At 64.3% G+C, this 19,314-nt stretch carries 18 protein-coding genes, 2 pseudogenes and 1 other annotated feature; of the genes and pseudogenes, 10 read left to right on the forward strand and 10 right to left on the reverse strand.

Annotation, left to right across the window (positions count from 1 at the left end; genetic code table 11):
• Nucleotides 1-125 precede the first annotated feature (125 nt).
• A pseudogene (locus ASPU41_RS23465) lies at nucleotides 126-493 on the forward strand (Hsp20/alpha crystallin family protein); the annotation flags it as partial.
• A gap of 25 nt (nucleotides 494-518) precedes the next feature.
• Here the strand turns inward: ASPU41_RS23465 and ASPU41_RS14295 are convergent.
• Nucleotides 519-1,740, reverse strand: a protein-coding gene (locus ASPU41_RS14295) for an IS3 family transposase (protein ID WP_157357005.1) whose coding sequence is annotated in 2 segments (ribosomal slippage) — nucleotides 519-1,452 and nucleotides 1,451-1,740 — 1,224 coding nt in all. Because the reading frame shifts where the segments join, the coding sequence is not laid out codon by codon here.
• Nucleotides 1,347-1,462 (reverse strand) — a sequence feature (AL1L pseudoknot). (Overlaps the previous gene by 116 nt.)
• 223 nt (nucleotides 1,741-1,963) lie before the next feature.
• Here ASPU41_RS14295 and ASPU41_RS14305 point away from each other — a divergent pair.
• Entirely contained in the window at nucleotides 1,964-2,146 is a 183-nt protein-coding gene (locus ASPU41_RS14305) for a DUF1206 domain-containing protein (protein ID WP_069951480.1), read from the forward strand.
• 582 nt (nucleotides 2,147-2,728) lie between these two features.
• On the opposite strand, the gene ASPU41_RS23060 is transcribed toward ASPU41_RS14305, so the two are convergent.
• Complete coding sequence (locus ASPU41_RS23060; RefSeq protein WP_197515662.1) at nucleotides 2,729-2,881, reverse strand: hypothetical protein; 153 nt, start codon at nucleotides 2,879-2,881, stop codon at nucleotides 2,729-2,731.
• A 321-nt stretch (nucleotides 2,882-3,202) separates the two neighbouring features.
• Here ASPU41_RS23060 and ASPU41_RS23065 point away from each other — a divergent pair, with 321 nt between their 5' ends.
• From ASPU41_RS23065 to ASPU41_RS14330, 5 genes are all read left to right on the forward strand, one after another.
• A complete protein-coding gene (locus ASPU41_RS23065) occupies nucleotides 3,203-3,751 on the forward strand; it encodes a helix-turn-helix domain-containing protein (RefSeq protein ID WP_197515663.1) in 549 nt (182 codons plus the stop codon).
• Between the two features lie 233 nt (nucleotides 3,752-3,984).
• Nucleotides 3,985-4,659: a response regulator gene (locus ASPU41_RS14315; protein ID WP_069951482.1), complete on the forward strand. Its 675-nt coding sequence runs from the start codon at nucleotides 3,985-3,987 to the stop codon at nucleotides 4,657-4,659.
• 122 nt (nucleotides 4,660-4,781) lie between these two features.
• The gene (locus ASPU41_RS14320; protein WP_069951483.1) at nucleotides 4,782-5,072 is read left to right on the forward strand and encodes a hypothetical protein; all 291 of its coding nucleotides are present in this window, start codon (nucleotides 4,782-4,784) and stop codon (nucleotides 5,070-5,072) included.
• Between the two features lie 420 nt (nucleotides 5,073-5,492).
• Nucleotides 5,493-5,849: a hypothetical protein gene (locus ASPU41_RS14325; protein ID WP_157357006.1), complete on the forward strand. Its 357-nt coding sequence runs from the start codon at nucleotides 5,493-5,495 to the stop codon at nucleotides 5,847-5,849.
• Nucleotides 5,850-6,267: 418 nt separating this feature from the next.
• Entirely contained in the window at nucleotides 6,268-7,938 is a 1,671-nt protein-coding gene (locus ASPU41_RS14330) for a GAF domain-containing sensor histidine kinase (protein ID WP_069951485.1), read from the forward strand.
• Nucleotides 7,939-7,996: 58 nt separating this feature from the next.
• On the opposite strand, the gene ASPU41_RS14335 is transcribed toward ASPU41_RS14330, so the two are convergent.
• From ASPU41_RS14335 to ASPU41_RS14355, 6 genes and pseudogenes are all read right to left on the reverse strand, one after another.
• Nucleotides 7,997-8,683, reverse strand: a complete 687-nt coding sequence (locus ASPU41_RS14335; protein ID WP_069951486.1) for a response regulator — start codon at nucleotides 8,681-8,683, stop codon at nucleotides 7,997-7,999.
• Nucleotides 8,684-9,006: 323 nt separating this feature from the next.
• Nucleotides 9,007-9,408 carry a YegP family protein gene (locus tag ASPU41_RS24060; RefSeq protein WP_083266524.1) on the reverse strand — a complete coding sequence of 134 codons (402 nt, stop codon included), beginning with the start codon at nucleotides 9,406-9,408 and terminating at the stop codon, nucleotides 9,007-9,009.
• 123 nt (nucleotides 9,409-9,531) lie between these two features.
• The gene (locus ASPU41_RS14345) at nucleotides 9,532-9,708 is read right to left on the reverse strand and encodes a CsbD family protein (RefSeq protein WP_069951487.1); all 177 of its coding nucleotides are present in this window, start codon (nucleotides 9,706-9,708) and stop codon (nucleotides 9,532-9,534) included.
• A 219-nt stretch (nucleotides 9,709-9,927) separates the two neighbouring features.
• On the reverse strand, nucleotides 9,928-10,179 hold the full coding sequence (locus tag ASPU41_RS24065) for an Lsr2 family DNA-binding protein (RefSeq protein WP_083266525.1): 252 nt from the start codon (nucleotides 10,177-10,179) through the stop codon (nucleotides 9,928-9,930).
• A 465-nt stretch (nucleotides 10,180-10,644) separates the two neighbouring features.
• On the reverse strand, nucleotides 10,645-10,848 hold the full coding sequence (locus ASPU41_RS14350; protein ID WP_069951488.1) for a cold-shock protein: 204 nt from the start codon (nucleotides 10,846-10,848) through the stop codon (nucleotides 10,645-10,647).
• Between the two features lie 123 nt (nucleotides 10,849-10,971).
• Nucleotides 10,972-11,689, reverse strand: a pseudogene (locus ASPU41_RS14355) (IS30 family transposase); the annotation flags it as partial.
• A 70-nt stretch (nucleotides 11,690-11,759) separates the two neighbouring features.
• On the opposite strand from ASPU41_RS14355, the gene ASPU41_RS14365 reads away from it, so the two are divergent.
• Nucleotides 11,760-12,943 (forward strand): IS3 family transposase gene (locus ASPU41_RS14365; RefSeq protein WP_157357007.1). Its coding sequence is split into 2 segments (ribosomal slippage): nucleotides 11,760-12,021 and nucleotides 12,021-12,943, totalling 1,185 coding nucleotides; the frame shifts between segments, so codons are not numbered across the junction.
• Here ASPU41_RS14365 and ASPU41_RS22115 read toward each other — a convergent pair.
• Nucleotides 12,831-14,012: a helix-turn-helix domain-containing protein gene (locus ASPU41_RS22115; protein ID WP_197515664.1), complete on the reverse strand. Its 1,182-nt coding sequence runs from the start codon at nucleotides 14,010-14,012 to the stop codon at nucleotides 12,831-12,833. The genes ASPU41_RS14365 and ASPU41_RS22115 overlap by 113 nt on opposite strands.
• A gap of 286 nt (nucleotides 14,013-14,298) precedes the next feature.
• Between ASPU41_RS22115 and ASPU41_RS14375 the strand changes: the two genes are divergently transcribed.
• Together ASPU41_RS14375 and ASPU41_RS14380 are read left to right on the forward strand one after the other, a co-directional pair.
• On the forward strand, nucleotides 14,299-14,901 hold the full coding sequence (locus ASPU41_RS14375) for a TetR/AcrR family transcriptional regulator (RefSeq protein ID WP_083266527.1): 603 nt from the start codon (nucleotides 14,299-14,301) through the stop codon (nucleotides 14,899-14,901).
• Between the two features lie 106 nt (nucleotides 14,902-15,007).
• The gene (locus ASPU41_RS14380; protein ID WP_197515665.1) at nucleotides 15,008-17,188 is read left to right on the forward strand and encodes an MMPL family transporter; all 2,181 of its coding nucleotides are present in this window, start codon (nucleotides 15,008-15,010) and stop codon (nucleotides 17,186-17,188) included.
• A 520-nt stretch (nucleotides 17,189-17,708) separates the two neighbouring features.
• On the opposite strand, the gene ASPU41_RS14385 is transcribed toward ASPU41_RS14380, so the two are convergent.
• Nucleotides 17,709-18,892 (reverse strand): IS3 family transposase gene (locus tag ASPU41_RS14385; protein ID WP_157357008.1). Its coding sequence is split into 2 segments (ribosomal slippage): nucleotides 17,709-18,631 and nucleotides 18,631-18,892, totalling 1,185 coding nucleotides; the frame shifts between segments, so codons are not numbered across the junction.
• Nucleotides 18,893-19,314 lie beyond the last annotated feature (422 nt).

The following is a 19,314-nucleotide window of genomic DNA, read 5'->3' on the forward strand; positions in this document are numbered from 1 at the left end:
AGGTCGTCGCCCAGGGCGGCGAACGCCGCGAACATCACCAGCGCCGTTCCGGCCAGCGACAGATCCTTCAAGAACTGGACCTGCTCCATCGCCCGGCTTTGAGGGTAGCTTTCCTTCCCGAAGGCATGCATCAGGAAGGCCGTCGGCAGGAGAAAGACGAACAGGATCAGCGCGCCAAGTTGATGCTTAACGATCCGTTCCGCCGGCTGGACCGGCTCGCCGAACAGGTGCTGGGTACGGTGGCGCACCCGGCGGCGATGCCAATGGATGCCTGGCGGGAAGGCGATGAATTCGTCGTCGCGGTCGATCTGCCCGGCGTAGAGGTCGACTCGATCACCTCAACGTGGAAAAGAACACCCTGACCGTCCGCGCCGAGCGGAAGAACCCGGTAGGTGAAGGCACCGAGATGGTCGCTTCCGAGCGTCCCCGCGGCATCTTCGGCCGGCAGCTGATCCCCGGTGATGCCCTGAAGCCGGACAACGTCAAAGTGTCAAGCCCCGGGTTTTGTGGAGACGTTTTTAGCAGGAAATTGAGAGCAGTTCCGGGGCCGGGTGGCCGGCGTGGAGCTGCTCGTATTCGACTGGCGGGACGTGGCCGATCTCGCCGTGGAGACGCCGGTGGTTGAACCAATCTACGTACTCAGCCACGGCGACCTCGAGATGGTTGATGTCCCGCCATGGGCCCTTGTTGCGGATAAGTTCGGCCTTGAACAGCGAGTTGAACGCCTCGGCGAGGGCATTGTCATAGCTATCGCCCTTGGACCCGACGGAGGCCACCGCATCCGCTTCCTCGAGGCGCTGGGTGTAGCGGATCGCACGATACTGCACGCCGCGGTCCGAATGATGCACCAGCCCGGTAAGGTCTGCGCCGTCCCGGGTCCGGGCCCAGATGCCCATCTCCAAAGCGTCCAGCGCCAGGTCGGTGTATAGGCTCGTGGCCACCTGCCAGCCAACGACTCTGCGGGAGAACACGTCGATGACAAACGCCGCGTAGACCCAGCCGGCAAACGTGCGGACATACGTGATGTCTGCAACCCATAACCGGTTGGGCGCTGCCGCCTGAAACCGGCGCTCGACCAGATCCGCGGGCCTGCCGGTCTCCGGCGCCGGCCTCGTTGTGCGCGGCCCCTTGGACCGCGAGATCCCACGCAGACCCTTCTGGCGCATCAGCCGCTCGACGGTGCAGCGCGCCGCCGGGATGTCCTGCCGGTGCAGCTCCTTGTGGACCTTCCGGGCCCCGTAGACGCCGTAGTTCCCGGCGTGGATGCGCTCGATCTTTTCCCCCAGCTCCCGGTCGCTGGCCGCTCTGGCGGACTCTGGCCGGGACCGGCGGGCGTAGTACGTGCTCGGGGCGATCTGCAGCGTCTTGCAGATCGGCTCGACCCCGTGTTCATCGCGGTGCTTGTCCACGAAAGCGCACATCACCTCGACGGGCGGTCGAGCTCCGCCGCGATAGACAAGCCGACGCCTGCTTCAGGATCGTGTTCGCCCGGCGCAGCTCTCGGACCTCACGCTCGAGTTCTGTGATCCGGTCCGCGTCCGCCGTCGTCGTTCCCGGCCGCAGGCCCTCGTCGGTCTCGGCCCGGCTAACCCAGGTCCGCAGCGCCTCGGGATTCACCCCGAGCTGCTCACCGATCCGGCGGAACGCGCCGGTCCTGGTCGCAGGGTCTTTCCTTGCATCAATGGCCATCCTCGTTGCGCGCTCACGCAGCTCGTTTGGGTATTTCCGTTGTGCTGGCATGGGAATCATCCTTCCGGGTAATCGATGTCTCCATCAAACCCGGTGCGATTCAAAGCAAACTACAACGCCGGCGTCCTGACACTTCGGATCCCCGTGACCGAAGAGGCCAAACCGCGCAGAATCGCAATTGAAACCAAAGGCGGACCACTGGAGATCGGCTTAGCGTGACTTTCCCGAGCATTGGTCCTCAAGCCCCATAGCCGAGGGAGTCGCACTGTTTCTGGTGGGATTGCTGTTCATCATTGCCACCGTTACCGCCCGCCCTCAGGAGTGCACTGGCCTGGATGGCGGGTTGAAGGCGCTGCGCGAGCAGCCCTACGGGGTATATATGCTGACCGCCGTCGGCGCCGGTCTGATCTGCTACGGCCTTTACCTGATGGTGAAGGCCAAATTCGCGCGGATGTAAACTTCCCCCGGCGCGGCCGGCTCCTGCTCCATTGGCGTGAGGGGGAACGGCCGGCCCGCTCGGGACGGCAGCCGCCACGAGCGCGCCGACAGTCGACGGGGCCGGGCGGTGGGAAGGTCGGCAGGCCTCACCGGAGTTGACCTGCGCGCTGCAGACGTGAACCGTGCCGGTTCCGGACGCACCTGGTCACACCCGGATCCAGATCAATGCGGCCGCAGGTGATTCCAGGACAAAACGGCCCGCAACACTGATACGCCCCGGGCACCGGAAATCCGACAACCGGTCCTTCGCACTGACGTGGACGGCTCGACGCCGCACCGTGCCGCGTTGGATTCGCCCGATAAACGGCCCCCCGTCATGCGTTCGGCTGACGGGGTCACCGGGATGAAGGATGCTCGCCCGGACCCGCAGCCCGTCACGGTAGGCGTATGAGAATGACACCCGCCCGTCGCCTGATTTCGCATCCGAGGATTGAATGAGCATCCGCAAAAACCCCTGCGATCGCCGCAGTTCACCGCCATCGGCAGGTCAGGGCCGACCAGCCGATAGCGACTCTTCGCAGACTCCTGCCGCCCGGGGTTTTCAGGTCCTCCTGCGCCCGGCGAAGAAACCGACGGCAGCGAGGATCAACAGCACCACGCCAACCCAGATCAGGAAGTTCAAAGAAGGAACCAGCCCTCCTCCGAAGAAGAACAGAACCGCAAGGACCACTACGACGATGAGAAGAATGTTCATGACCGTTACCTGCCTTTTCTTTTTTTGAAACGTTCAACAATGACACTCATAATCGGATGGTCCCACGGCGCCTGGACATGCGGCAGGGTATTGAGGCCTTTTCCTGCAGACCCGGGATGGCCCCGACTCCAGCGGGGCTCCAGTGGCAGGCGCCAGGAGCGGGACTCCTGTGTTGTCCGTGGCTTGGCCTCGATCCACCGATGATCCTTGGATCGGGTCCGGCGTTTTAAACACGAAATGCCCCGTTGGGGCGAATCCAAGTTGCCGTCTCTGGTCAGCTTAAAGTTGCAGCTAACAGCCCGGAGAGCCGATACGGCCGCGGTGATCGCCGCCGCTGTCGAAGCCAAAACCGCCACGGGCCATGGGCACCGGAGGATCGCGGCCAGGCTGGGCCGGCCTGTCTCCACGGTGCGCGGCTGGCTGCGCGCTTTCGCCGCTTCCGCCGGCCCGATCGTCGAAGTGTTCACCGCCCTTTCCCACCGTTACGGCGCGGACGCGGCCGAACTCTGGCCTGCCCCGGCCCCGGCACCGGCCGGGCGGGCGCTGGCCGGGCGGGCGCTGGCCGCGGCGGCGTACGCGGGCGTGCTTGCAGCCCGGTTTTCCGTCGCCACCCTGGCGTGGCAGAGTGCCGGGCTCGCCGCGGCGGGCCCGTGGTTCTTCAGCGCGTCCGGGTGGGTCGGGCGGGAGCAACACGAGCTGGCCCTTATGCCTGGTACTCCGGGCCAACCACATCAAACCAGGCAAATACAGGACACTACGACGCCCGGCAAAATCTTAGAGATATTTCACTGTTTCACAAGCCGCCCCTTCTTTAAGGTGGGCCCCGATCAAGCTGCGATTTACCACCAAAGTGGGCTCAAGTCAGATTGACAAAATCACCACAGCCCCTGCGCGTTGCGACTGTCGCTAGAATCTGCCGCGTACTTAGGGGGCTCCGGACAGGCTGACACATCCGGACGAGCTGGGGGTGATTGAGCTCACTCAATCACCGGGACTTTCTGCTCTGTCCGGCCCGCAGGATACCCGGACATGCTGAAAGTGGATTTCTATGCCCTCCTTCCGGGGGGCCAGACGGGAGCACTTTGGGCACGATCTTGGAAGCAATGGAAGGCGACGGCGAAACAAGGCCGGAGAGGCTGAGAGTCTTCATCCTCGATGACCACGAGTTGGTGCGGCAAGGCCTGCGCGAGGTCCTTGAAGACGAGGGCATGGAGGTGGTCGGCGAGACGGGATCAGCGGCCGAGGCAGTCCGTCGCATCCCGGCCCTGCGACCCGACGTGGCAGTGCTCGACGGTCGTCTCGCCGATGGGACGGGCATCGCCGTCTGCCGGGACGTCCGCTCAGTGGACCCTTCCCTGCGCTGTCTGATCCTGACCAGCTATAACGACGAGCAGGCGTTGCGCGGTGCGGTTCTTGCCGGGGCCTCCGGGTACGTGCTCAAAGAAATCGCCAGCAGCGATCTCGTCTCTGGAGTACGCCGTGTCGCTGCGGGGGAGTCTCTCTACGCCCCTGATGTGGAGGCAAGGGCCCGCGAAGGACTCGCCACGGCCCCGCCCGAAGACATGAGGCTGACAGGTCTGACGTCCCAGGAGAGGCGCGTGCTGTTACTAATCGCCGAAGGCCTGACAAACCGCGAGATCGCACGGAAAATGTTCCTCGCAGAGAAGACCGTGAAGAACTATGTGTCCTCGCTGCTGGCAAAACTCGGTTTCCAGAGGCGCACCCAGGCAGCGGTGTACGTCAAGCACGGAACACTCCCTGCGCCCTCTTCCTCCTGACGGGGGCACCGGCGGATCCCGGCGGTCGGGCGCGGTGGCGGGGATCCCTGGCCACCCGCCTGTTGGGCCGCACTTGAGCTGAAAGATGCCCGGCCAAGGACCTTTGTTGCAAGGACCCGGCTTTGAACAGCGGGCTGGGCGCCCCGGTGAGGGCAGCGCCGGACAAGACGCTCCTGGACTGGGTGGCGGTCGCCGCACCGGCGTTCTTGAGCCGCTGCGTGTACAGCCTTCGGTATCGCCGCCCGGTCACGGTCCACTTCTCAAATATCACCCGGCCGAGGTTGAAAAATCCTCACCCGCACACCAGCGGCGTCGTTGCGCACCGGGCAGGAATCGGCTACTACAACACCTTCCTGCTCTCCATGCGCCGTCAAGGACAGGCGAGAGATCTGATCACTGCGACCGGGTCTTAGGCCCTGTCTTTCCCCGGCCGGGTCTTTGGCCCCTGTATTGACGCAACGGTTGGCGCGATGCTTTGGGAAGTGCTGCTCGTGGAATCGGCGCGCGGCGGCCCTGAGTCCGTCGCTCACACAGGGCCGGGCTTCCTCGAAGGATCCTGCTCCGGCGAGTCGTCGAGCAGCGGCCGTCCCCGTTCGTACGGCACGCAAAATTGCGGGCTGGCGGGCAGGCGCCCAGTACCACCTCTTGAAAGGACTGCCGTGGCAGCCAAGTACCTAGTCCTCGCCGCATACCGCAATGCCGTCGCCGTGGGAGCTGCCCCGGTCTTGCCTGATGCTGTGTCCGCATCGGCCCGGCTTGAGGCGATGCGGACCCATCCCTCCAGTTTCCGGCCTACGGCGGTACAGCGCCCCCCGCTGCACCTGGTGTCCTGAATGCCGCGGCGGCGAAGCGTTCCCCTGTCGGCAATCCCGGGCCTGCCGGCGCATAAGCTCAATGTACTCGTTGGCCTGGACAGCGAGTTGACCTCCGCCCTGATCGGCGTGCGGGGGGCCGTCACCGCGGATAACCTCGGGGCGCTGTATGCGGTAGTGCGGCGCACCAATTCCTTCCTCGGGGGCATGGAAATTGTCCTGGATCTCAGCGGAACCACGGCAGATGCGGTGGTTCTGGAGAGCATCCGCGCCTCGGTTCGCACGGGACTACTGCCGCCCGCATCGGACCCGGCCGGTGCGCCCTGCAGGCTGCGTATCATCGACCCCGTACCGGCAGGTGGACTCGTCGCTGCGTAGACCGTCGTGTTCCGGGCAGCCCCCTCCCTGACCTTTTTCAGCGCAGCGGACAGTCCCTTCAGGCTCCGTCCGAGCGGCAGTCCGGTCCGGTCGGCAGTTACGTCGAAGCCGCTTCGTGATCCCACCGGGCGACGGACCGGCCCTCCGCGGCTGCCGGGGTAGGGTGGCTTCGGGTGATTGGCGGAAACGGTCATTCCAGCTGACCCACGATTCGCTTGTTCCCGGTGGTCAGCTGGGTTTGATGTTGCCGCAACACGTGGGTCGGCCATCACCTGTCCCGGAAGCAGTCCGCGGTCGGGGGGGACAGCGCCGCCACACGGGAGAACTTCATGAACCCAGACTCCAGATTCCCATTCACAACCGCACCCGCGGGTGCCTTGGCCATCGGGTCTCCTCTTAGCCGGAGAGGTTCCCTCTGATGGGGAGAGATCCGCTGAAGCAACGGGTAGAGGATCAGCTGCGTGAGTTGATGGCCCGGGCCGATGAACTTCTGCACACCCAGGATCAGATGCGGGGACTGCATTCGGCCGTGGTCTCCCTCACCGAGGATCTGGGCCTGGAGACTGTCCTGGACCGTGTGGTGCAATCGGCGTGCGATCTCATCGGTGCCCGGTTCGGGGCGCTCGGCGTCATCGGCGAGGACCAGGCGCTGAGCCATTTCATCACCGTCGGCATCGACGAGGACGGAATCCGGATGATCGGTGAACTGCCCAAGGGGCACGGTGTTCTCGGTCATCTGATCCGGGAACCCCAGCCGCTGCGGCTCCACGATCTGGGCGGGCACCCCATGGCATCAGGCTTCCCGCCCAACCATCCGCCCATGAAGACGTTCCTGGGTGTCCCCGTCAGGGTCCGGGATACCGTCTTCGGGAACCTGTACCTGACGGAGAAGAAGGGCGGCGAGGACTTCACCGACGAGGACGAGTACCTCGCTGTTGCGCTGGCCGCGGCCGCCGGTGTTGCCATCGAGAACGCCCGACTGTTCGAGAACAGCGGCCGCCGGCAGGGATGGCTGGAAGCCGGCATGGAAATCAGCGGCAAGCTGATCACGGCGGCGGATCCGGGGGCTGCCGAATACCTCGATCTTGTCGCTGAACGCGCCCTGGGTGTTTCGGATTCAGCGCTGGCAGTCATCGCGGTTCCCGCTCCCAACGGTGTTCTCCGGTGCCAGACCTCCGTCGGGGCACAGCCGCTGCCTGGAGGGTATGAGCTGCCCCCCTCCGCGGTGGTTTCCGGCGTTCTGGAGACCGGAGACCCGGCGGCGGTGCTGGACCCCGTGCAGATCTTCGGGGCAGAAGCGGCGCAGAAACTCGGGCCCGTCCTTGTTGCCGCCCTGGGCCACTCCGGCACCAACAACGGCCTGTTGATCCTGGCCCGTCAGGCGGGGGCCGCCCGCTACCCCGGGTCTGACCTGGAATCCAGTGCCCTGTTCGGATTCCGGATCGGGCTGGCCCTGGACCTGGTCCGGTCCAACCGGCTGAGGGAAGAACTCATGCTGTTCGCAGACCGGGACAGGATCGCGAAGGACCTGCACGACCTGGTGATCCAGCGCCTGTTCGCCGCCGGTCTGAGCATCCAGAGTCTGCGCCGATACACGGACAACGCCGTGGCCCATGAACGCATCGCCGCGGCCACTTCGGAACTGGACGCAACGATCCGTGAACTCAGAACCACCATCTACTCGCTCCAGGATGGCCAGGGCGGCCAGGAACTGCTGGCCGGCCGGGTCCTGCGCACCATCCAGGAGGGTGCCCGCAACACCGGTTTCACTCCCAAAGTCCAGCTGATCGGGCCCGTGGACGACGCGGTGCCGGATGACATCGCTTCTCACCTGCTGCCCGTGCTCTCCGAAGGTCTCAGCAATGCCATCAGGCACTCCGGGGCGAAAAACATCAGCGTCAGCCTCACGGCCGGCCAGGGTCAGGTGGAGCTGCTGATAACAGACGATGGTTGTGGCTTTGAGAATCCCACGCGGATCAGCGGCCTGACAAACATGGAACAACGCGCCGCCTCGCTCGGTGGCAGCTGCACCATCGACAGCACCCCCGGCCACGGCACCCGGCTGATCTGGACTGCACCAGCGACCTGACCGGCAGCAGGCCGCGCCGACAGAGGCCCCTACTCCCTGACGAATCGAGGTCCCTGAGTCAGGGCACCTCAAATCCGCCCGCTGCCCACCTGATTGAGAAGCCGGCGGCCCGGGTGCTGCGTCCGAACCCGAGTTTGGCCAGAAGTGCAGAGACATGGTCTTTCACGGTTGTCTCGGTCAGAGCCAGATCCTCACTGATCTGCCGGTTGCTCAGGCCTTCGGCGATCAGGGCCAACACATCCGTCTCCCGGGCGGTCAGGCCATCGAGCCCGGGGACCCTCGGTGATTCCGGCAGACCCGCCCTCACCCTCTCCACCACTCCCGGGGCGAGGAGCGACTCGCCGGCAGCCGCACGACGGATTGCCTCGACCAGACCATCGCTGCGGACCTGCCTGAGCACATAGCCTGCCGCTCCGGCAAGCACGGCGCCGCGAAGCGCCTCATCGTCGTCGTAACTGGTCAGAATCAGGCACTGCACGCCCGGATCCACGGAGCGCACATTCCGGCAGACTTCGATGCCGGTACCATCAGGCAGAGACCCGTCCAGCACCGCCACATCCGGACGCACCTCCACGATCCGGCGGCTGGCTTCAACTCCGGACCAGCACTCACCGACCACCTCAAGACCCTCACCTTCCAGCAGGTCCCGCAGGCTCTGCCGGACCAACTCATGATCATCGACGATGAATACACGCACCGGACCCGGACCCGGCAGGACACCGGCTCCGGCTGCAGGCAAACCCATGAAACTGCTCCCGTTGTATCGGCGCCTCAGACCCGCCACTTCGTGCGGGTCCCCCCCAAGCTGGCGGGCACCTACGGCCAATCGTTCCGTAAGGAAGACCGTGGCACTAGGGTCAAAGGGCCGCCACCCCACCAAGAGAAAAAGAGCCGGTTACCGCCCGTGGCCGACAGAAACCCCGGTGCGGGTGCGCGCATCAAGCGGTCCAAGCCACCGCCGGCAGGCCCCCTCAGACCGCCACAGCACCTTAGCCACGACGACATGTTGCGTGGCACCCGGACGACTCTGCGCCCGGTCAGGGTTCGGATTACGCCAGGGAACTCCCATCAGGGCCTGAATGCACTCGCCTTCGGACATCCGTGCAGACGACTTCGGAAAATGACACCCGGCCTTGCGGGCGCACCGGTCGCCGTCCAGGGTGGCAGCACGTCGGCCGAACGGGCCCCCGCCGGCGGAACGGCGGTGGATACCGGGAAGGTGGTCCGGGCCGCGGACGGGATTGTAGCCAATGGTCTGTGGAGCGGGATGTCGGGGCAGAGATCAGTGATAAGGCCCATGCCGGCGTATTCGCGGACCGCGGTGATGCCGGCGACAGCGGCCGCTTTGTCAGGGAATGGGCTGGAAACGGCAATCACGATCCCTTCGGGGGCCGTGAGCCTGAATCTGAAGTACTTGTCCAGGACACCTCCGCCCACCGCTACGAACAACAGGGCCTTCCCCAGGGACATGGTTCCCTCCAAGGTGAAGAAACCTACCCTGATATCGTCCGGTTCTGCACCATGAAGACGATGAGCAGGACCAGCAGCCCAGCGCACGGCACTCCTCGTCCGCGGCAATCCATGAGTTGCGCGTCAGCGTTTTTTGAAAGCGTCCTTGACCTTCTCCGCAGCCTGCTTCAGGCTTGCCTTCGTCTGGTCGGTTTTGCCTTCGGCTTTCAGGCTTTCATTGCCGGTCGCTTCCCCGGTCGTCTCTTTGCCTTTGCCCGCGGCCTTCTCGGCAGCGTGCTTGAACTTGTCGCCCAAACCCATGATCTTTCCCCTATCGAGCGGATGGTCCGCCGGAGAGCCCCGGGGACCTATTCATCGTAACCCCGGGTGCCGTCACCGGATCCTCATTCTGCGCGCAGGAGGACCTGCCCTCGCGCTGGCCCGAGATTGTGCTGATAAGGCCCCCCGCGGTCCCGCTTCGGCCGATCCGGATGCCTTCCCGAGGGGACATGGCCGGTGAACCGTCGCCGGTCCCTAGTCTCAGCTGGTCGCCGACTGGAAGGCTTCGGCGATTCTCACCGGGATCGTGCCGTGGGAGATGACCTGACACCCGTTATCGATGGCCCAACGGCGGATCGCGCAGGGTCGGAGAGCCTGCCGGGCGGGGCATCTTTGCCGCGGTACAGCCGCTCCTCTGGTCTGGCGTCCGTCGGCAGCCGGAAGGTGTGCAGACGACTTCGAACATTCCGTGCGGACGACTTCGAAAAATGACACTGCCTTCGGCAAATCCATTTAGGTAGTCTCCCTGGCATCTCAAATACGATCAATTACTGAGACGGTTGGGCGCGGTTTTCAGGTGGCATCAGGAGTGTCGAGGATCTCGCGGTTTGAAACGGACCTTGGCTGTCTCGGAAGCCGTCCAACAACAAATAGTCTCTCATCGCCATATGTTGTGGGATTAATAGAATATTGAGGCGGCATAACATGACGGTTGGTGCGGGCGACGTCGGTCAAAACGACGGCTGATATTGACGATCGAGGGCCTCCATGTCGGGAGCCGCCCAGACCAGCGTTCGATTCTTCGTGCCGAAATGACGGGCAACTCTACCACCTAGTGTCGCCTGATCTGTCGCAACGGGTCCAAAAGGCTGTGCGGCTACCGCCGGATTAACCTCATCGTGCCACATGTGCACTCTCGCCCCCGGACACAGCAAGAGACTGGCCGGCCGCAACGGCTGACCAGTCTCTCGGGGACTGCTAGAGGGGCTGAATGTTTTCAGCCTGGGGGCCCTTGGGGCCCTGGGTGATGTCGAACTGAACCTTCTGGTTCTCGTCCAGGGACTTGTAACCGCTGGATGCGATTGCCGAATAGTGTGCGAACACGTCAGCGCTTCCGTCGTCAGGGGCAATGAAACCAAAGCCCTTTTCGGAGTTAAACCACTTGACAGTACCTGTTGCCATGCTTGATTTCCTTCACGGGTCGCTGGGCGGTTCCGCTTCTCGGAATACCGTCCCCGCCACTCACATGGATGAGCCTATGGGCGATCGTTTGCAGGGGCAACAGTTGGCTTCAAAAGGGCGGATTCAAGGGGTCGATGCAACACCCGAGGTCAATTGGCTATCAGTAAACCACGGAGACGCTCCGCGGGGGTATCCCATCCAAGGGTCTCTCGTGGTCGTCCGTTGAGTTCCTGGGCGACGTGCTCCAGGTCCTCGGGTCCGTAGGCGTTCAGGTCGGTGCTTTTGGGGAAGTATTGTCGCAGCAAGCCGTTGGTGTTCTCGTTGGATCCGCGCTGCCAGGGGCTGGCGGGGTCGCAGAAGTACACGTCCATGTCCGTGGCGATGCCGAATGACTTGTGCAGGGCCATTTCCGCACCCTGGTCCCAGGTCAGGGATCCGCGCAGATGTTGCGGCAGTGTGGCCATGGTCTTGATGAGACCGTCGCGCACGGATTCGGCGGTGTGGTCTGTGGGCAGGTGCACGAGCATCACGTAGCGGGTGGTGCGTTCCACGAGCGTTGCGATTGCCGACTGGTTGTAGGCTCCGGTAATTAAGTCGCCTTCCCAGTGCCCCGGAACGGCGCGGTCTTCGATCTCGGCGGGGCGTTCGGAGATGTTGATCATCGGGTCCCGGAAACGGCTGGTGCGTTCTTCGGGGTTTTTGTGCTTTTGCGACGGGTCCGTCCGGTGCGCAGGGCTTCTTTGACCTCGCGTTTGAGTCCGCCGCGGGCTTGGATGTAGAGGGCTTGGTAGATCGTTTCGTGGGTCACACGCATGAGGGGGTCATCGGGGAATTCCTTGATCTGGGCTGCCGCGGAGATCTCGGACAGTGGGCCCCCTTAAAATGGGGGTCTACCGAAAGTAGAGATCAGCATGACCGCATCACGGAAGCGTTTTCCCCAGGAGTTCAAGGACGAGCTGTGCCGCGAGGTGATCAACACGTCCAAGCCGATCAAGGACGTGGCCACCGCCTACGGTGTCGGGTCCGAGACGCTCCGCAACTGGCTGGTCAAGTACCGCGAGGCCAACGGCGGGACAGAGGTGGATCTGACGGTGCCGGAACGGGCCCGGCTGAGGGAGCTCGAGCGTGAAGTTCAAGAGCTGCGGGCGGAGACTGCCTTCCTGAAAAAAGCCAGCGCTTACTTCGCGCGGGAGCAGCGGTAGTGAGCAAGTATGAATTCATCGATTCCCAAAAAGCTGAGCCCGCCAATCGGAATTCGGTGGTGAGAATGTGCCGCTGGCTGGCCGTCTCAACGTCCGGTTTCTATCACTGGGCCACCCGTCCGCAATCGGCCACCTCGGGGCGCCGCCAGGCCCTGACGGCACGGATCCAGCACTATTTCGAGGAGTCCGAGGGCACCTACGGGTACCGGCGGATCCACGCCGATCTCGCCGCGGAACAGACCGAGTGCTCGCCCGAGCTGGTGCGGCAGATCATGCGCCACCAGGGCCTGGTGGCCTGTCAGCCACGCCCGTTCCGCATCACCACCGAGGCTGACGCTGAGGCAGCCGCGGGCATGCCCGACCTCGTCAACCGGGACTTCACCGCCGACCGCCCCGGAGTGAAGTTCGTCGGCGACATCACCTACATCCACACCTGGCAAGGGTTCGTCTATCTCGCCACCGTCATCGACTGCTACTCGAAGAAAGTCGTCGGCTGGTCCATCGCCGATCACATGCGCACCGAGCTCGTGACCGATGCGCTTAGGAACGCCGCCGCGACAACCCGGATCGAGCCGTCCGCGATCTGGCACTCCGACCGGGGCAGCGTCTATACCTCGACGGATTTCAGGGCCCTGGTGGCCGGCCTCGGTATGCGCTCCTCGATGGGACGCACCGGCGTGTGCTGGGATAACAGCATGGCCGAATCGTTCTTCTCCGCCCTGAAAAACGAGCGTGTCTACCGGACCGTTTACGCGACCAAATCACAAGCCCGGAGCGATCTCATTCGCTACATCGAGGGGTTTTACAACAGCCGGCGCCGTCACTCCGCGCTGGGTTACCGCCGGCCCAACGAAGTCCACTATGGTTATCAACAGCCAGCCTTGGCAGCGTAGAAGAATCCACTAATTCCGCTGTCCGAAATCCCCGCAGCAGCCCAATCAGCAAGTGCGAGATCTGTTCCGGGGACCAGCGTGTGAGCAGCTTGGCGTGCACATAGTTGCGCAGTTTCCCGGGTGCGGCCAGTTTACTGTCCTTGGGCCGTGCCCGGGCCGCGGTGGCACGCCGGTTGGCGCCGTACGGCAGGTAGCCAAGCACCGGGTGGCTATTGCGGCCGATCTCCCGGCTGACCGAGCCCGGCGACCGGCCCAGAGTCCGGCCGATGTCACGCATCGACTTGCCGCCGCTGAGCAGGTCAGCGATCAGCTCCCGCTCACGCAAGGACAGGTAGCGGGTGCTGATGGGTTGCTCCAGGGCATCCAGGGCCGCCGGGGCGGGTGCAGCAGAGTCCGCCGCCGGTGCCGTCGGCCCGGGCGCCGCAGCAGGGGCTGGAGGTTCTGCAAAAGTAGTTCTCACCTCTTGGTTATACGGCAGATCCGCGGTATCGTCCCCGGCGGTCTCCTTGTCCTTTGCAGCCCGTTGCCGGTCCCATTGGTAGGAGCTGTGTTCGCTGGCGCCGGCGGCGAGGGCGGCGTCCCTGCGGCCGGCTCCTTCTTGGCGCAGGCGCAGGTAGTGAAGCTGTTTCGCTGACGGGCGTCGCGGGCTGGGGGAGGCCATGCCGGCATCGTTCGCCCAGTTCGAGCACGTGGAGATGTTCAGGCCGAGTTCCCTGGCGGCCGCGCTGACGTTGCCGACGTTCCGCAGCACGTCCAGGAACTCCTCAATCACCGCTGATGAGTGGCGCTGCTGCGGGCCGCGTTTCACGGTTCTGGTTGTGCGCGGCTTCCCGGCCGCGCGATTGACCCGGCCGGCCCAGGAATTCGCCGTGCTGGTGTTCAGCCCCAGTTTCCTGGCCGCCGCGACGATGTTGCCGGTCCGATCAAGGACGGCATGGAACTGGTCCTTGTCGGCCTGGACGTACTGGCGGTGACGCCTGATCCCGGCAGCGTTCGCCCACTTCTGGCAGGTGCTTCTATTGAGTCCCAGCTCTTTGGCAGCCGCGGCGACACTTCCAAACCGCGCCACGGCGGAAAGGAAATCCTGTCTTTGGGCACCGGAATGGGACCGTTGATGACGCTTGCCGGCTACACCTGCCGGGGACGCCGATTTTACCGTTGAAGGAGATTCTTTCCATGAGGAAGAACTCCTTCCTGATGATGATTCCATTCGCGCCGCCACTCCCGATAATTCAGGGGTGTTGCAACGATCGCTTGAACCCGCCCCGCTGCGGGTGGGGAATTGCCGCCAATGGCCAATTCCGGATGGCTTCGTCTTGTATGGTCGAGATCAAAGCACTCCCGGAAAGGCCGCCATGCCCAGCCCCAAACAGCCAGCAGTCCCGCGCGTTGATGTCGAACGCCATCATCGGGCACTCCTTGCGGCCGCGGCCGATGAACTCTCCCGCAACCCCGACTCATCCATGGCGGACGTGGCGCAGGCGGCGAATCTGACCAGGGCGACCCTGTACCGCCACTTCAGTAACCGGCAAACACTGCTCAAAGCCATCCAGGCTGAGGCCCTCGCGCGCGCATCGGAGACGCTCATTGCGTGCCGCCTCGACGAGGGCAGCGCCCTGGAGGTCCTTGCGCGCGTGATTGACTCCCTGAGCAGGCACGGGATGCGTTTCCGCATCATTCTGCTCAGGGCGCCTGACCAAAATGCCCGGTTCCTCGCCCAGCGCGACGAGGTCCTCGCCCCCCTGGTCGAGGTCATCCGGCGCGGGCAGAGAGAGGGCGACATCCACGCCGATCTATCGCCGGAATGGATCGTCACGGCGATGGCCTCCCTGCTGATTTCCGCTGTGCGGGCAGCGCCGAAAACAAAGCACTCCGACGCGGACGTGTCCAACCTCATCTTCCGCACCCTCGTCGGCGGGATCGCCGCATGCGCCACTACTGGCGGTCCGAAAAACTAGACATTACTGTCTCACTTCATCTAGGCTCAGGTTAGACGCCCCAAACTGGTGCCGTCCGACTCTATGAACTGTGATGGGAATATCCGTGCTCTCTGCACTCGCTCGTATGTCAACCAGGTACCGCTGGATAGTGGTCGCAATGTGGCTGGTGTTGATACTGGCGGCGGCGCTGGGCAGCCGTGCGCTCGGCGGGACGTTCAACAATGACCTGACCCTCGCCGGGACCGACTCCCAGGCCGCATACGACAGCCTCCGTGAGCAGTTCCCTGAGCTTGCCGGTGACGGCATGCAGGTCATCGTTCACAGCACGGAAGCCGGGGAGTCCGTCACCTCACCGTCCATGCGGGCCGCAGTGGAGAACGCCGTGGCCACGGTCGCCTCGCTGGACGGCGTGGCCGCTGCCAGATCGCCCTACGGGCCGCCCCTGCCGATGGTCTCCGGGGATGGCATGACGGCGATGGTGACGATCCAGTTCACCGACCGATCCAAAGACATCCCGCTTGAGACGGTGAACCGGGCGCAGGCTGCCTTCGAGGGTGTGCAGGATGCCGGGGGCCAGGTTGAATTCGGAGGTCCGGCCGCTCAGACCGAGTCCGGACCATCCGGCAGCGAAGCCTTCGGGCTGCTCGCGGCAGCCCTGGTGCTGCTGCTCGTGTTCGGATCGCTGTTCGCCATGCTGGTCACTCTGGCCACCGCCCTCGTGGCCCTCGGCGTCGGGCTCGCCTCAATCTCAATGCTCGCTTCAACAGTGACAATCGGCACCTCCGGTCCCATCGTTGCCGCCATGATCGGACTGGGCGTGGGCATCGATTACGCCCTGCTGATCGTGACCAGACACCGGGAGGGGATGTCCAGGGGCCTGGCTCCCGACGAGTCCATCGAAGCGGCCATGACCACCGCCGGCCGCTCAGTCCTCGTTGCCGGCGCCACAGTGATTATCGCCATCCTCAGCCTCTACGCCATCGGTATCCCGTTCGTCTCCTCACTGGGCCTGGCCAGCGCCATCGTCGTCAGTGCCACGATGCTGGCCTCCATCACCCTGCTGCCGGCACTGCTGTCGATTTTCGGCCGGAACCTGGACCGGGTCAGGGTGCGCAAGATCGGCAGGAAGACCTCCGCAACGTCGGATGCGCCCGGCCAGCCCGCTTCCTCGCCCGCGACGGGATGGCGCGGTTGGGTGGGAGGCGTCCAGAGCCGCCGATGGGCCGCAGCGTTCGCCGCCATGCTCGTCCTGGCCATTCTTGCCCTGCCACTGCTGTCGCTGCGCCTCGGTACCGCCGACGGCGGGTCCCAGGCCGCGGACACCACGCAGAGAAAAGCCTATGACCTCATCGTGGATGGTTTCGGGGCTGGCTGGGCCGGCCCGCTGCTCGTCACGGTCGACTTCGGCCCCAACTCGGCGCCTGCCGATAACCGGACCGCGAGCATTGAAGTGCGCGACCAGTTGGCGGCGACGGATGGCATCAGCGCGGTGACCCCGCCGCGGCTCGGTGAAGACGGGGCTACCGCGCTGTACACGGTGATCCCCGCGAGTTCGCCGGATGACGCGGCCACGGAAACACTGGTCCATGAACTGCGCGACACCGTCCTGCCCGCGGCGGCGCCGGGCGCCGCCGCCCACGTTGGCGGGGCAACGGCGACCAGCATCGACCTGGCCGACACGCTCCTGGCCCAGATCGGCTGGTTCATCATGGTTGTCGTCGTGCTGGCCTTCATCGTCCTCCTGATCGAGTTCCGGGCACCGTTCATCGCGGCCATGGCTGTCATCATGAACTTGTTCGCGGTGGGGGCAGCTTACGGGCCAGTTGTCGCAGTGTTCCAGTGGGGATGGTGGCCCGCTGAACTGCTCGGGGTTGTCCCCGGCCCCGTCGAATCGTTCGTTCCGGTCATGCTGTTCGCGGTGCTCTTCGGACTGTCCACCGACTACACCGTGTTCCTGCTCAGCCGCGTGAAGGAAGAGTTCGACCGCACGGGAGATCCCGACCTGGCTGTCCGCAGCGGCCTCGCCGCCACTGCCAGGGTCATCCTGGCCGCGGCCTCCGTCATGGTCGTCGTCTTCGGCAGCTTCATGCTTAACGACCAACGCACCGTCACAATGTTCGGCTTCGGCCTCGCCATGGCCGTAGCCGTGTATGTGCTCGTCGTCATGCTGGTCCTGGTGCCCGCTCTCCTCGCCATCGCGGGCCGCACCGCCTGGGGGCGGACGAAACGTCACCCCTCAGATGATCCCGTGGCCGAGCCCGAACGAGAACTGGAACCCATCCCGGCAACTGTCGGACGAGGATGAGTAAAAAGTAGCGCAGTGCAGCCTTGGTCAGGAGAAAACGCGCATCACGGCTTGAGCGCCCGCGTTGTTTCCTGGCGGGCCCGAACACTACGCCGCCTCCTGGGCCCGTAACCTCCAGTGGGTTCGAACTAAAACTCGTTGCCACGGCAAAGATCAAAGTGTCATTCCAAAAGGCGCTTAGGGCTTCTCATTTGGGGACCTATTCGATCCAGAAGCTGCTCCGCGAGTTACCGGTAGAACCACGCGGTATTGCACTGATGCATCATCTACGCAGATTCAATCATGGAGGGTGGCTACGACAGTCCGCGATCCGCGCTCTTGCCGGGGGCAGCCGGGAGAAGGGGTTGCACTCCAATGGGGACAGCCTGAGCTGTGCGGAGGGCTTCCGGAGCGCGCCGCAACCGCCTGTCCATAACGGACCCCATCCTGCCACGGCCCTGCCCAGACAATACGGGGGGCACCGCGGGACCAAGGACTGGGCTGCTGCGGGGATTTCGGACAGCGGAATTAGTGGATTCTTCTACGCTGCCAAGGCTGGCTGTTGATAACCATAGTGGACTTCGTTGGGCCGGCGGTAACCCAGCGCGGAGTGACGGCGCCGGCTGTTGTAAAACCCCTCGATGTAGCGAATGACGTCGCTCCGGGCTTGTGATTTGGTCGCGTAAACGGTCCGGTAGACACGCTCGTTTTTCAGGGCGGAGAAGAACGATTCGGCCATGCTGTTATCCCAGCACACGCCGGTGCGTCCCATCGAGGAGCGCATACCGAGGCCGGCCACCAGGGCCCTGAAATCCGTCGAGGTATAGACGCTGCCCCGGTCGGAGTGCCAGATCGCGGACGGCTCGATCCGGGTTGTCGCGGCGGCGTTCCTAAGCGCATCGGTCACGAGCTCGGTGCGCATGTGATCGGCGATGGACCAGCCGACGACTTTCTTTGAGTAGCAGTCGATGACGGTGGCGAGATAGACGAACCCTTGCCAGGTGTGGATGTAGGTGATGTCGCCGACGAACTTCACTCCGGGGCGGTCGGCGGTGAAGTCCCGGTTGACGAGGTCGGGCATGCCCGCGGCTGCCTCAGCGTCAGCCTCGGTGGTGATGCGGAACGGGCGTGGCTGACAGGCCACCAGGCCCTGGTGGCGCATGATCTGCCGCACCAGCTCGGGCGAGCACTCGGTCTGTTCCGCGGCGAGATCGGCGTGGATCCGCCGGTACCCGTAGGTGCCCTCGGACTCCTCGAAGAAGTGCTGGATCCGTGCCGTCAGGGCCTGGCGGCGCCCCGAGGTGGCAGATTGCGGACGGGTGGCCCAGTGATAGAAACCGGAGGTTGAGACGGCCAGCCAGCGGCACATTTTCACCACCGAGTTTAGATTGGCGGGCTCAGCTTTTTGGGAATCGATGAATTCATACTTGCTCACTACCGCTGCTCCCGCGCGAAGTAAGCGCTGGCTTTTTTCAGGAAGGCAGTCTCCGCCCGCAGCTCTTGAACTTCACGCTCGAGCTCCCTCAGCCGGGCCCGTTCCGGCACCGTCAGATCCACCTCTGTCCCGCCGTTGGCCTCGCGGTACTTGACCAGCCAGTTGCGGAGCGTCTCGGGCCCGACACCGTACGCCGTGGCCACGTCCTTGATCGGCTTGGACGTGGTGATCACCTCGCGGCACAGCTCGTCCTTGAACTCCTGGGGAAAACGCTTCCGTGATGCGGTCATGCTGATCTCTACTTTCGGTAGACCCCCATTTTAAGGGGGCCCACTGTCCGAGATCTCCGCGGCAGCCCAGACACTGCTTCGGGCGTCCGCTGGCGCGGCCGGCTGTTGGGTCCAGGGTGCGCCGTCGCAGGGCTCCGGCCCGCCCTGGCCCTCTTGTCTACGACGTCTTTTGGTTGCTGTCCTTATGTTGTTACCGGGTGAAGTTCTGCGGCCATTGTAGGGTCGTGGCTACCCAGGGGAGGCGGGTATGGCTTTTGTTGCTGTGCCGGACGGTTCATGTCGTGACGGCTTCGAAGGATTGGCCGCCCGCACTCTCCGCGATGACCCGACCGCTGATTGAGAGACGCGACATGATCGCCGGATAAGGACACGACGGCGCGGTTATCTGCTGGGTTATATCTAACCGACAGACTGGAGGCTGT

Source organism: Arthrobacter sp. U41 (genome assembly GCF_001750145.1).
In the GTDB taxonomy this organism is placed as follows: Bacteria; Actinomycetota; Actinomycetes; order Actinomycetales; family Micrococcaceae; genus Arthrobacter.